At 45.7% G+C, this 13105-nt stretch carries 16 protein-coding genes; 13 read left to right on the plus strand and 3 right to left on the minus strand.

Translation table 11 applies throughout. The annotated features are described in order from the left end of the window. Window positions 1-10 precede the first annotated feature (10 nt). The 8 genes from DFO57_RS00185 (at window position 11) to DFO57_RS00220 (ending at window position 6600) form a co-directional block, all read left to right on the plus strand. The gene (locus tag DFO57_RS00185) at window positions 11-751 is read left to right on the plus strand and encodes a fimbria/pilus periplasmic chaperone (RefSeq protein WP_110014968.1); all 741 of its coding nucleotides are present in this window, start codon (window positions 11-13) and stop codon (window positions 749-751) included. Between the two features lie 5 nt (window positions 752-756). Next, window positions 757-1377, plus strand: a complete 621-nt coding sequence (locus tag DFO57_RS00190; protein WP_227008656.1) for a fimbrial protein — start codon at window positions 757-759, stop codon at window positions 1375-1377. Further along, entirely contained in the window at window positions 1370-1930 is a 561-nt protein-coding gene (locus tag DFO57_RS00195) for a fimbrial protein (RefSeq protein WP_110014969.1), read from the plus strand. Before DFO57_RS00190 ends, DFO57_RS00195 begins: the two co-directional genes overlap by 8 nt. Beyond that, on the plus strand, window positions 1930-2556 hold the full coding sequence (locus tag DFO57_RS00200) for a hypothetical protein (protein WP_110014970.1): 627 nt from the start codon (window positions 1930-1932) through the stop codon (window positions 2554-2556). Before DFO57_RS00195 ends, DFO57_RS00200 begins: the two co-directional genes overlap by 1 nt. A gap of 9 nt (window positions 2557-2565) precedes the next feature. Then, window positions 2566-3144 carry a hypothetical protein gene (locus DFO57_RS00205; RefSeq protein ID WP_110014971.1) on the plus strand — a complete coding sequence of 193 codons (579 nt, stop codon included), beginning with the start codon at window positions 2566-2568 and terminating at the stop codon, window positions 3142-3144. After that, window positions 3137-4126 (plus strand): hypothetical protein, encoded by a 990-nt coding sequence (locus DFO57_RS00210; protein ID WP_014593145.1) that lies wholly within the window; start codon window positions 3137-3139, stop codon window positions 4124-4126. Before DFO57_RS00205 ends, DFO57_RS00210 begins: the two co-directional genes overlap by 8 nt. 1274 nt (window positions 4127-5400) lie before the next feature. Continuing rightward, complete coding sequence (locus tag DFO57_RS00215; protein ID WP_110014972.1) at window positions 5401-6057, plus strand: EAL domain-containing protein; 657 nt, start codon at window positions 5401-5403, stop codon at window positions 6055-6057. Window positions 6058-6264: 207 nt separating this feature from the next. Further along, on the plus strand, window positions 6265-6600 hold the full coding sequence (locus DFO57_RS00220) for a DUF6694 family lipoprotein (protein ID WP_014606334.1): 336 nt from the start codon (window positions 6265-6267) through the stop codon (window positions 6598-6600). Window positions 6601-6746: 146 nt separating this feature from the next. Here the strand turns inward: DFO57_RS00220 and DFO57_RS00225 are convergent, their stop codons facing one another. Beyond that, a complete protein-coding gene (locus DFO57_RS00225) occupies window positions 6747-7445 on the minus strand; it encodes a bifunctional 2-polyprenyl-6-hydroxyphenol methylase/3-demethylubiquinol 3-O-methyltransferase UbiG (protein WP_014606333.1) in 699 nt (232 codons plus the stop codon). A gap of 275 nt (window positions 7446-7720) precedes the next feature. Between DFO57_RS00225 and DFO57_RS00230 the strand changes: the two genes are divergently transcribed. Then, on the plus strand, window positions 7721-8953 hold the full coding sequence (locus DFO57_RS00230) for a glycoside hydrolase family 28 protein (RefSeq protein WP_199226567.1): 1233 nt from the start codon (window positions 7721-7723) through the stop codon (window positions 8951-8953). A gap of 55 nt (window positions 8954-9008) precedes the next feature. On the opposite strand, the gene DFO57_RS22810 is transcribed toward DFO57_RS00230, so the two are convergent. After that, window positions 9009-9290, minus strand: a complete 282-nt coding sequence (locus DFO57_RS22810) for a hypothetical protein (RefSeq protein ID WP_233255842.1) — start codon at window positions 9288-9290, stop codon at window positions 9009-9011. A 794-nt stretch (window positions 9291-10084) separates the two neighbouring features. Here DFO57_RS22810 and DFO57_RS00240 point away from each other — a divergent pair. Beyond that, a complete protein-coding gene (locus DFO57_RS00240) occupies window positions 10085-10810 on the plus strand; it encodes a YoaK family protein (RefSeq protein WP_014606331.1) in 726 nt (241 codons plus the stop codon). On the opposite strand, the gene DFO57_RS00245 is transcribed toward DFO57_RS00240, so the two are convergent. Further along, a complete protein-coding gene (locus tag DFO57_RS00245) occupies window positions 10807-11700 on the minus strand; it encodes a lipid kinase (RefSeq protein ID WP_014606330.1) in 894 nt (297 codons plus the stop codon). The genes DFO57_RS00240 and DFO57_RS00245 overlap by 4 nt on opposite strands. Before the next feature lie 179 nt (window positions 11701-11879). On the opposite strand from DFO57_RS00245, the gene DFO57_RS00250 reads away from it, so the two are divergent. From DFO57_RS00250 to DFO57_RS00260, 3 genes are all read left to right on the plus strand, one after another. Beyond that, window positions 11880-12149 (plus strand): cupin domain-containing protein, encoded by a 270-nt coding sequence (locus tag DFO57_RS00250; RefSeq protein WP_029568525.1) that lies wholly within the window; start codon window positions 11880-11882, stop codon window positions 12147-12149. Between the two features lie 18 nt (window positions 12150-12167). Next, complete coding sequence (locus DFO57_RS00255) at window positions 12168-12605, plus strand: DUF4186 domain-containing protein (protein WP_029568526.1); 438 nt, start codon at window positions 12168-12170, stop codon at window positions 12603-12605. A gap of 139 nt (window positions 12606-12744) precedes the next feature. Further along, on the plus strand, window positions 12745-13062 hold the full coding sequence (locus DFO57_RS00260) for a hypothetical protein (RefSeq protein WP_013024991.1): 318 nt from the start codon (window positions 12745-12747) through the stop codon (window positions 13060-13062). The last annotated feature ends 43 nt before the right edge of the window (window positions 13063-13105 follow it).

The following is a 13105-nucleotide window of genomic DNA, read 5'->3' on the forward strand; positions in this document are numbered from 1 at the left end:
TGAGGTTGAAATGTCTAAAATATGCAAAACGTCTTTCTTGAGTTTGATAACTCTGATGGTAACAACGGCTATTCCTGTGGCGAATGCGGCAGTGGGACTTGATCGCACTCGTCTGATAATTAATGGTGATCAAAAGTCAGAGACAGTAACAGTTACCAATCACAATAAAGAAGCACCTTATCTTGCTCAGGCATGGGTTGAAGATGAATCAGGTAAGAAACTTGAAAACGAATTTATTGCATTACCGCCTTTGCAACGTATTGAACCTAAATCGAAAGGTCAGATAAAAGTACAGGCAATGGGGGAAAGCGCTAATGCCCAGGATAGGGAGTCGTTGTATTATTTTAACGTGCGCGAAATTCCGCCCAAAAGTAAAAAACCTAACACCCTGCAAATCGCATTACAGACACGTATAAAAATATTTTATCGCCCGGCAAGCCTTAAGTTAGCTAGTGGAGATGTCCCCCAGGAAGCGATTACATTAACACGTGAAGGTGACCGTTATCGTATTAATAACCCAACCGGTTATTATGTCACCGTGGTTGGTATGGGGTCGACCACTCAGGCCAGCAATAATGAATTTAAGTCAGTGATGGTTGCGCCAAAAAGCAGCGAGATTGCTGAAGCTAGCGCTGCGAAACTAGGGACAAAACCGGTACTGACGTATATCAATGACTGGGGGGGGCGTCCTAAATTAATTTTTAGCTGCTCGGGTAATACATGTAAGGTTACTGATAAACAAGTAGGGTAAATATTTTGCATAACGTTCTCCTGAAACACTTCACCAGTAAAACGATACGGCTTTACTATGCTGTTTGTTTGACCGGTATTTCAGTTGTGGTCAATGCCTCACAGTCAATGCACGATAATTGGCAGGCGGACGGAGAACATGGCCAGATTATGGTGGTAGGATTACTGAGCGAGGGTGCTTGTCATTTAGAGCTTGGTTCAGCTTTACAGCAAATCGATCTGGGAACACTCAGTAAAACTGAACTTAGCCAACCGGGGAATGAAACCGCACCTGTATCGTTTAGCCTCAGGCTAACAGACTGTTATCGTTCTTATAAAGAACAATCCATTATGCCGGGCAGTAATGAACTGTTTTCCTATATTGAACCTTTAGTGACCCTGTCATTCTCAGGGGTGGCAGACCATGATTTTCCGTCATTACTAAATGTAAATGGTGTGAGTGGCATTGCGTTAAGAATCAGTGATAAAGACAGACAAACTGTTGGTTTAAACCAGGCCGGTAGAAAATATTTTATCTCCCGGAAAAATGAGGAATTTAATTACTTTGTTTCTGCGGTAAGAACTTCTGCTTCTGTACAGTACGGTGAATTCTGGGCAGTGACTAATTTTAGAGTAAACTATGAATAAAAAAAATGCGCTTACTGTCGTCGTGTTTTTGGGGATAATCCAGTGCAGTATGGTTTTTTTTTCATCCACGCTGGCCAGAGCCGAGATGGTCAAGTTTGACGAGATTGATAATATCAACGTTGAAGGGCTTCTCGTTATCTCCACCTGCGATGTCTTAACCGGTGATGGAAATTACATCGTCGATTTTTCTGACATCAACGTTAATGATATTTATGCGAACAAACAGAATTTAACAAAAGAATTTACTATAATCGCTAAGAACTGTGAGCCGGGAAGCAATTTACGCATTACGTTTACGGGTGAAGAGAATGACAATCTTCCTGGTTTTATAAAAGTTAATGGTGAGGCGAAAGGTATAGCTATTGGATTAAGTGTTAATGGAGTCCCTGTTAAAATAAATAATCATGCTAAATATTTAGGTGAAATTAATGATAATCAAGTCTTGTTTAAGAATGGGGCTTATATTCAGGGTGAACCTGACGCAATAAAAGAAAAGAATATTGTCGCAGGTGATTTCACAGCCACGGCGAATTTCACATTGAGTTATGACTAATGAAAAAAACATTTGGAAATTTATTTATAATTCTAACCATCATGATGATCTGTGGTTTGTTCATTAGTTTTCACAGCATCGCCAATGAATCTTTTCGTGCAAATGTTTACTTTGACGGTAATATTGTTGAAGATCCAGGTGCTTGCTCATTTGATGTCGAAGGTTTAAGTCCAGGCGCTGGCGATGGGTTGGCAGGTATTGTTGAGGATGACACGGCCATTTATAATTACAATTTTGGCGAAGTTATATTTCGTTCTTATAACGGAAGATATTTATTAGATAAAAAATATCGAAAAACTTTTAACGTAGAATTTATGTGTACAGGTGAGCTTGCACTTGAAAGCCATTTGTTAGTTCACATTGTACCGACATTTGGTACGGTATCTGGGCAGAATAAGAGTGTAATGCAGCTTCGTTCATACCCAAATTTGAAATCAATAAAATCATTGGGGTTACAGTTGCTGGTCAATGGTAATCCTGTAACGGCACAGCGTGGACACTGGCTCCGGGTCAATCAGAATACAGGGATGGCATTTCAGCTAATTCAGTTAGATTCATCAGGTGAAGACCTTACGGACGATGCAACTTTGTTTACAATTGTTAGTGTCATTGTAGAACCTAATTAGCGGTTAAAGATGAAAAAAAAGTCACTCATTAAAATATTTTTTCTTATTATATTTTTACAGTTTAACTCAACTTCTTTTGCTACCTCGACGTATGAAGATAGCGTCAGTGATGGTTGTAAATATAATGAAGACGGTGATGGCGATATCTCTGGTTCGTGTGGTTTTTTCTCTGTCATTGTATTAAGAACCAAACTCGAAGTGGGGCCATGGTGTATACTCAATAATAATGATTCCTTGAATGCGGTTTTCGATTCAGTCGATCCTAATAAAATCTCCTCTATGCATTACGTTAAAGAGCTTAATTATGATTTCGTATGTTCAGACAGCTCGGTAGGTTATAATGTTTTCTTTAATCTAGATGGGGTGAGTGCAAATGGGTTTAATGATAATAAGACGATTACGACAACAGTTGATGGATTGGGTATGCAAATTCTCATGGACGGTATACCAATGCCTCTCCGTCAGAGTAAGGCAATCAACATGGCTTCTCCGCCTAAATTAGAAGTTCTTTTAGTTAAGCTGGAAAATAAAACCCTTGAAGGCGACAAATTTTCTGGAACGGCCAATATGACGGTGGTATATGATTAAGTATTTTAATGCAAAAATTGTGCTGACAATATTACTGTATTTGTCAGGCGCATTGTTTACGACTTCTCAAGCCAGTGTTAAAGGCATTCCTTTACCCAAAAGCTGCCCTAAAGGTTCGATCAATATGACGGATGGCATAATGGGATTTGGTGACTGTCATCCTACAAGCGAAGGCCTTGAATCAGGTTTTTTGATTGGCGAAGGATGGACTATGCCAACAGGCTCTAACCACGTCACTGAATTAGATGGCTATAAAGTTTATCCGCAATATAGTGGAAATTACAGCGCGGTGCTTTTTTTTTGCCAAAGCACTACGGCAGTTAAATGTAAAATTTCCACGGCAAATTTTCAGATGCCCACGCGTAAGGTAAACGAGCTTAACACCACTAAAACAATATCTAAATCAAAGCCCAATTTTGGTGGCGCATCCAGCGCATTAGAGAAACAGCCTGCCGCCTCTTTTTGTGTGGCACTTCAGAATACCAGTGGAACTGATTCAGGTTACTATGTCGATCCTAATGAGCCTTACTCATGCATGGATGGCAGCCCGTTACCCGTTGAACCTGCGACCTGTTATATTAATCGTGGAAATGATATTCATGTACATTTTGGTGATATAAAACGGACAGATTTAACCGAAAGCCCAAAGTCTCCTCAAGCGATTTATAAGGAGATTAACATTCCGATAACCTGCACACGAGACGCGGGCATATCGATGAAGATGGCTATTCTTCATACGGCTATTGTTGGTTCTCAGTACACCATTGCAACAACATCCAATGGCGTGCATATAGTCCCATATTATGATGATCACTTTGTTCAGGCTAACGATGATAAACAAGGTAAAAGCGTAGTATACGAATACGGTATTCATGAGAAAAATGTAAAGTTCTATATTTTTAGAGACCCTGATGTTAAAGTCAAAAACGTCCCTCTCGGTGCGTTTACTGCCAGTTCGGTTTTGGTTTTGACGGAGGACTGATTTATTAATTTTTTTGAGTATTAACGAGACCAGTTTATGGATTTATTGTAGCGCTATTGTGATAAATGAAGGTAATCAAAAATATCATCATTTTTTTGTATCGGCGAACGTCTCTAATATACTAATCATTTTTTGTGCTTTTTTACAAACACTTAACAGATGACACGTGCACACTGACTCTTTTAAAAAAAGAGTAGAGAGGACATTTCAGCTATTTTTTTAGATGAATTCCTTAAGAATGAAACGATATCAATTATAATTTCAGTATTATAGCGCACATACCAATTTTGGTTTCATTAGTATAGGTTTTGTAGAATATCATTGAGATGAAAATATAATTTAAAAAACTCGAATTTGGTGGGTTGAGTGTTAATTAGTAAGGTTTATTTCATAAATTTTATATTACTTTCAAGTTTGATGGTTGTCATTTTTGTTAGCGCTGAAATTTTAGATGTGAATTTTTATATGGCTCTGATCGGCTTTTTTATTATGTGCTGAAATTCAATTGCTTGGGCGAGGCTCTAACTATTCTATTTACAGAATTAAGGCCTTCAAATATATTGGTTACATTAAGCGTATTAAATGCCCTGGGACATCTGATGTGATTTATAAGAAAATGATAACCCTGACACCTTGCGAGGATGCCTTTGACAGGGAGAGCATGAAAATATTTTATATTTTGACAGCAGTTCAGGTATATATATTTCTCTAAAAAACGCTCATAAATTTGAGCGCCACCCATGTAATAATGAATTTTTTTCGCAATCCATTTTTAAATTTCTGAGAGGTAAAGTCCGGGTGTTACTAAACCAGGATGATATTTTATATTTTTGATGTGTTAATTTTTAATTGTTGTTTAGTGACTTTTAATCCAATGCTGTAATGATTTTCATGGGGCTTCACCAAATGATTAAGGTCAACGAATGCGCATTAATTTTAATTGCCATGTTGTTGATTTTTAATAACACACTGAATCCGGCCCTATTATCTGATTTTTAACGGTTGGGATGGTTTTTGTGAAAACCATGATAATACTGATGTTTATAATGGCAGATGAAAATCACTCAATTTCAACAGAACGCACAATATCGCTACCTTTGCGAGGAAGCCCATGGACGTTGACCTAAGGACGAGCGATTCATTTGTAAATCCCAGTACGAAATGAATAAATAGAGGCAGTTAAAGTTAGAGGTTACAAGGTGAAAGTCTCGGGTCATTGAATTTACTGCGAATGCTCTATTAAAATTTATAAAATTAATGGTAGTGATATTAATATGCTTAGAGAAATTAAGGAGTTCAGACTACAACCACTTGTTGAACTTCATAGTGGTAAGATTATTGCACATGAAATTTTATCAAGTGTAATTAATAAAGATCCCGAGCAGTGGTTTTCTTCATTATCTAAAGAAACGGTTTTTTCACTATTCCTATGGCAAGCTGAATATGCATTAACCCTTTCTGGTATCTACTGGCTTAATCTACCCGTCAATATTTTCTGCGACGTCAATAAAGTTAATGAAATTTTAAAAATTAAGCATGAAAATCGTTTAGTGCTGGAAATTCAGGATCCGAAAATGTTGCTAAATTATTCGCGTAATGATATCTACGCTTTTGAAAAAGGGATTTATCTACTCAGGCAGGCAGAGTGGATAATTTGGCTGGATGATATTACTTCATCACTTATTAGTCTGGTAGGAAAAATGTCATTAAATGTTGACGGCATTAAAATTGATCGTCAGGAAATCAGGTATCCCAAAACAATCAATACCCTCATATCACGGGCTTTTTCTATCTCACCGCATGTGTTGGTTGAAGGGATAGAAACCGTAGGCGATAAACAACAAATGATGCTGACTAAGGCTACTTATGGCCAGGGTTTTTTATGGCCAGAAAAAAAAGTGCATATGGCTGTCCCACCCCGATTTAGATAATCATTAAATATTTTCACCAATTATTTCAGGCGAAGTCTTACCATTTTTACTGTGCAGGACGATTTTCGTTTACGGCGTGAGTATGTCCTGAGCTTTCAACGGTGCTGTTGACAAAGCATACAGGCTGATGCCTTGCAATAAATAGTTCTTCCAAAAAACATCACAAAAACTTACCATTGCGAAGAACTTTTTTAGGATAAAGACGATATGAAAAAAGCAGTGGCAGTCATTTTATTAGCTTTCGCGTTAACAGGTTGTGGCGAGCCAAAGATCGATGGTTCATCCGAACAGGCCTTTCAAACCTCTATGCAAAAAGTCCGTGATTCTCTTGCCGAAGATAAACGCGCGGCCTTTAACGATGCTATTCAAGTCATTGCGTTCAGCCAGGTCAGTATGAAAGAGTTGATGCAGGCGGGCAGCGGTGACGAAGGCGGACGCGCACTGATCGATAAAAAGATCAAAGGCGCGCTGGCTGGCAAGACCGGTGAAGAAGTCATTGATTACGCGCACAAGATCAAGCAAGAGCGCGCGGCTAACCAGTAACATGACTTCTGAATCCTGACCCAGCCAGGTCAGGATGTTGCATGTAATGGTTGCCTGTTTGATGAAGCCCATTTTATGGGCTTTTTTTATGCACCGCGTTAAGGCTGTAACAGAGCGACAAACGCCTGTTTTCAGCGCCATTACGCTTAAAAGCACGCCTGGGCTTTTACGGACGGAGAAGGCGCTTTGTGATAAACCAGCGTCGCGTGATCCCACCAAGGATTAACATTTACCGCCTGCCCAACCAGCATAAATCCCGCGTCCGCGATCTCGGCGATAAGTGCATCCAGCGGCTTCAGGGTGCGCCAGGGATGACCGTTAACCATTAAAACCCCGCGGCGGGCATCATAGCGGTCAAGGTCGGTTCGCTGTTTAGGCGCACCACACATACTGCTGATGATCAATGTGCCATTGGCAGCCAAAACCCGATGCAGAGCCTTGAGGCACGCCGCGCGCTGGGGACCGATCAGGCAGTGAAAGCAACTGCCGTCAAAGACGACATCAAACGTTGCATCCGGATAATGTGCCAGGTCACAGACATCGCCCTGATCAAAACAGCCGCTTAAGCCTGACGCCGCGAATCGCGATCTGGCCCAGTCCACGGCGACCGCTGAAATATCCACGCCAAAAACCCGAAAGCCTTTTTCGGCAAAACAATGTGAGGCCATGGCACCGTTGCCGCAGCCCAACTCAAGGAACGTTCCGCCAGTTGGAATGAACTGCGCAGCACCCAGCCAGCCAATGGTGGCGTTAAGTTGCTGATGCGCCCGTTGATAACCGCTGCCGGTCCAGGCTTCATGGCCTTCCCTCTGAAGGCGACGATAAATAGCGTCATAGCTTTCCACGTCAGGCTCACCTTTTATTCAAAGAGCGTCATGACAGATTATGTGATTTTTAGCGGCTTTTACCACAGGGCATCAGCAGGTAACAAACCGGGCGTATCAGGCATCAGCGCAATAAAAAGATGATGACCTGAAGAACGGCAAGCAGTCAGAATTTAACATTTTGACCACTCCTGGCGCTGCTACCGTGATTCTGCTTTACCTGCAAAGAAGGACTTGCGTATTGTGAGGCTCTGTTTCCTTATCGCCTTTTCACTATGACGAATCTGAATGTGACGATGTGCCGCAGCGCCTCTATTCTGTTCGCAGTTTTGAGCGTATTGATGAGTTTTACGGCTCAGGCTGGCGATCGAAGAAGGGTGACACAGCCTGTCTCGCCGCCCGTTTGCCAGCGGATTTATGCAAGCAATCAATCCAATATCGGCCCGCACATTCAACAGGCGCTGAACAACTGCCCACCTGGCAGGATGGTACTGTTAGTGCCATCGCCCACTGTAAAGACGTTGACGAGCGGCCCCCTGTCTTTGCCCTCCGGCGTCAGCCTGGGGGTTGATAAGGGTGCGGTGCTGAGCGCCATCCCGGATCCACGCTTATATGATAACGGCCGGGGGAGCTGCGGAAAGCTGGATAACCAGGGCAATGGTTGTCGGGCGTTTATTACGCTTACTCACGTCCACGGCAGCGGGATTTACGGGCAAGGCGTGATCGACGGGCAGGGCGCTGCCAGCATGGCAGGTGAGGGGCAAACCTGGTGGCAACTGGCAGCCAGCGCCAAAAATGATGAGGCGAAGCAAAACGCCCCGCGACTGATCCAGATTGATCATGCCAGTGATATTACGCTGTACCAGATCACCCTCAAGAACGCGCCAAACTTTCATGTAGTCATCAATGACAGTCAGGGCATTACGCTGTGGGGCATCACCATCGACACGCCCGCCACCGCGCGAAACACCGATGGGGTCGATCCAATGGGTTCTTCCGATGTCACGCTAATCAACAGTCGAATCAGCACCGGCGATGACAATGTGGCGATTAAAGCGGGCAATGCGCCCGCCTCCCATATCTCCATCCTGAACAACCAGTTTGGCTTTGGGCACGGTATGTCAATTGGCAGTGAAATCAACCGTGGCGTTAGTGATGTACTGGTTGACGGGCTGACGTTAACCGGCACGACAAATGGCCTGCGTATCAAAAGCGATCGCTCGCGGGGCGGGCAGGTGCGGGCGATTCGCTATCAAAATGTCTGTATGCAGAACGTGGACAATCCCGTGGTCATGGATACGCACTATGATACGCACGCAAGCGGCACAATGATCCCAGATTACCGCGATATCACCTTCGATAACGTCAAAACAGGCAAGGGGAAACTTACGCTGGATGGTTACAGCGAAGTTTATCCGCTTGAGATGACCTTAAAGAATGTCACTGTCGGTGAGCAGGCAACGATAGAGGAACGCTTTGCTATCGTTCATGGGCGCTTTACGCGGGCACCTCAAACAGCGTGCCGTTAACCGCATGGTGGGCTGCCCGCGACTTACTCTGGCAGTCTGTTTGATCTTCATCGCGCTATTTTATCTCTGCTTCAGCGCCATTTTCTGATTCACCATACAGCTGGTTTGCCGTGTCGTTTGGCCAGGATTCAATGTCACCGCAGGAATAGGTATAACTGCCTAACGCCAGTTTATAGCTCAGCACGTTCTTATCGTCTATGGCCGCGCCCCAGACCACTTCCAGCGCTGGATTGTGCGTTTCAATGAAGTGCTTCGATAACTGATCAAACTTCACGGGCACGAAGCGGGAATAGGTATTGTCTGCAGTAAACGCCACGCTGGACATAAACAGATCCATCTCACTACTTTCCCGGTTTTTCAAGCCTAAAAGCATGATGTTATCGGACGTTTTCACCAGTTGAAGCTTTATGGTTTTGCCGCAAAGCTGCTGTCCGCTGGCAGGCAGATTACCCAGCAGCGGTGCGCGCTCCGCAAGGGCGCTGTTTGAGATTAAAACTGTCGATATAAAAAGAAAAAAAACAGTCGTCGCGCGTTTCATAAGGCCCTGTATCAAATAAAAAATCATCAGATTGCAGAGCCTGCATGTTTTAACGCTTCGCCATCTTGATCTGTTACATGAAAAGCGCAACAGATTGTCATCTGCGGCATTGACCGGTTACGCGATGTGTTTTATCGCACCAGGGTGAGTAGGCGCGATATAATATGCCGGACAGACAACCTCAGTAACACGCCGCCGGGAAAACCAGATGATAAAAGAGTGACATCATGCGCTTAATTTACTGTTCCAGAGCGATGTAAACCCTGGCGAACAACCAGGTATCTTCGCTCTGCTTTTCAACTTCTCATGCCCCTTCATGGGGTATCCAATTGGACCCGAAGGTAAAGGATTTATCCGGCTAAATCTGGCCTGTCCGCGAGCGTATCTGCAACAAGCGCTTGAAGGACTAAAGAAAATTCGGCTGTGACATCCAGACAGGCCAGCGGTCATCGTTAACCTGCTGGCCTTAATCGCGTATTACCAGGCCCATTCGTGAAGACCGCCTAAAAAATTATTCCGGCGTTTCTTCACGATAACAGGCGGCTGGCGTAAAATCGGCCAACCTGAGTGGGTTGTCTTGCAGAGTGGATCTTATGCTTATCAGCACAGAAACAGAACGGACGTATATCGCTGATAGCCGTCTTGCCTGCACCCTTGCCGCCGTGGCGGGCGCCTTAAATACCGCCGCGTTTGAGATTGTAGGATTCTTTTCCGCCAATATGACCGGTAACGTCTCTTCGCTATCCGATTTTCTGGCCAAGGCAAAGTTTCACAACGGTCTGTTTTTCCTGTTTATCGTCTGCATGTTTATTGTGGGCGCGCTCTTTTCCACATTAATTATTAATGCCGGACGCAGACGCAAAATTCGTACTATTTACGCGGTGAATATCTTTATAGAAGGCATTGCGCTGGTGGCGCTGGGCGTGATTGAGGCTCGCTATCCCATTGCTGCATCCGGTGTGGTGCTGATCCTGAGCCTGAGCTTTTTAATGGGGCTGCAAAATGCGGTGGTCACGCGTATCTCGAATGCGCGCGTCAGAACGACGCACGTGTCCGGTACCTCCACAGACATTGGCATCGAACTGGCCATGCTGTTTGATGTCCTCCGGCGAAAAGAATCACCCAAAGATGCGCCACTCTATCTGGAACGCCTGCGACTGCATACCTACACGATTCTTGCTTTTCTGGTGGGCGGCGTGGCCGGTATCTGGCTGTGGCATTTGCTGAACTACTATTTTCTGGTGCTTATCGGTCTGGGACTGATGGGCATGGCGCTGGTCGCTATGCTAAAACCTCAGCCTGCTGATGTTGCCCGTTAAGGGTGGCGCTTTTCAGGGGCCAGCACCTTGAGCGCATCATTAATCAGGCAAAACTGCGCTGGCGTTTGCCCAATAATTTCGCCGTCGGCGTTAATGTAGTGCGGACGGCGCGTATGCAGTGTGAGTGCCGTGGTGCTGAAGGTGCGTACGTTACGCCAGCGGCCCTGGGTGCCGCGCCGCAAAGAGGGGAAGAGCGCCAGCAACTGCCAGCTTCTTTTCAACTCCAGGCTGTAGACGTCCAGCAGCCCATCGTCCGGGGCCGCGCTTTGCTCTACGGTCATGCCACCGCCGTAAAAACGTCCGTTACCGACCGAAACCTGAACGGTTTTGATCGCAATAGCCTGTCCCTCATGATGTAACGTCGCACTAAAGGGGCGGCTTTGCCGCAAGATGCGCAGTGCTGCAAAAGCATAACCCAGCACGCCCCAGCGTTTTTTGGCCTGAGCCGTAAGGTTCCGCGCCAGCTCTGCCGAAAAACCGATGCTGGATACGTTCAGGAACAAATGACCATTTACCTCACCCAAATCCACAAAGCGTACGTGTCCCTGGCAAATGATGCTGACAGCCAGCTCCAGCTGAGGCGGAATCCCGAGCGTACGTGCAAAATCGTTGGCGGTGCCAAGGGGCAAAATGCCTAAGGGTAAGCCGGTCTGCATAAGGCCCGCTGCCGCCGCATTGAGGGTGCCGTCGCCCCCGCCGACAATCACCAGATCCACCTGGCTGGCATACGCGGTGATGAGCTCAGCGTAAGGACGGCTGTCGTCGTAAGCGGGTTCTAGCAGAATCAAACCGGATTGCTGCAGCAGCTGCGTGGCGCGCGCGGCATCAATGCGACCTTTACGTGAGCGCTGGTTGATTAAAAGTAATGCCGTCTTTACCCTTTGCTGCATGCTTCGTCCATTTTTAATGAAATGTTAGTGATGAAGTAACCAGAAAGTACACATGCGGGATTATCTCTTACAACCTTGCTTGCGCTACTTTACGTAAGCTCTGGACGGGGGATGGCCCTGACGAACTGCGCCAGGATTGTCTACACTGACAGAAAATGGCACGACTCACGGGAGCACAAATGACAGAACAGCAATTTCGAACCCTTCTGGCAGAAAAAGGGTTTGCAGAGCCGGTTATTGTGGAGCGGGGCGCAAATAGCGAACTGGATCATCATGAACATCCCTTTGAGGCAATGGCTCTGATCCTGAGTGGCGATATTACCTTGTACACCGAAAATCAGGCGACCACCTATCACGAAGGCGATATTTTTCACCTGCATGCAGGGCAGCCGCACCGCGAGACGTTTGGCGACCGAGGCGTTCGCTATCTGTCAGGCAGAAAAAGTTAATCCGGTGATGCGCCAGTGATGAACACCTTTGACGCGCTGTTTCAGCGCTTAGCCCAATCGCCTTTTCGTCAGCGTTTCCGTCTGGGGCGGTCGGAATATGACTACTGCCTGACGAAGGGAGAGGCCGATGTGGCAGCCCATGCGGCCACGTTTGTCCAGCAGCGGCTGGCTGCCAGCGCACCGCCTAATGACGGTAAACAGACGCCAATGCGCGGCCATCCGGTTTTCATCGCGCAGCACGCCACCGCGACCTGTTGTCGTGGCTGTCTGGCGAAATGGCACGGGATTGCTCAGCATCAGGCGCTGGATGATAAACATCAGGCTTATGTGGTCGCGGTGATTATGCACTGGATCCATCAGGCGATGGCGCAACCCGCGCCTGTGCCGCGCGTACGTAAGGCCAGAGCCGCCGCCAAATCACCTTCGCCGGGCAGCCAGCAGCTGGATTTGTGGTAGAAAAGATTATGCGGCTGATGGACTTTTAACCAGTCAGGTTCGCCATATTTCATTTCAGGTCTATTCTTAAATCGTTCTTTGGTCTCCTGTGCCAGGATAATCACGCAAGACGACAAATTTCACACAAGAGGGAATTACGATGAAGAAAGCAATTATTGCACTGTCTGCTGTTTTACTGGCCTCGCCAGTTTTCGCTGCTACCACAACGGATGAAACTGTCGCTGAAGCGCACAAAGGCGCAGATACCGCTAAAGAAAAACTGCATCAGACCGAGCATAAAGGCGAAGAGCTGAAGCTGAAGTCTGAGCATGCCGCAGAAGGCAAGAGCAACTCGACCTCCAGCAAAATTTCTGAAAGCACGCAGAAAGGCTGGCACAAAACCAAAGAAGGCACCGAGAAAGGCTGGGATAAAACCAAGCAGGGTGCTGAAGACCTGAAAAATAAAGCGACTAACTAAGCCGCTTTAGTGTGAAGAAACCCACCGATGGTGGGTTTTTTTA

It is taken from the genome of Pantoea sp. AG702 (genome assembly GCF_003182295.1).
Classification (GTDB): domain Bacteria; phylum Pseudomonadota; class Gammaproteobacteria; order Enterobacterales; family Enterobacteriaceae; genus Pantoea; species Pantoea ananatis.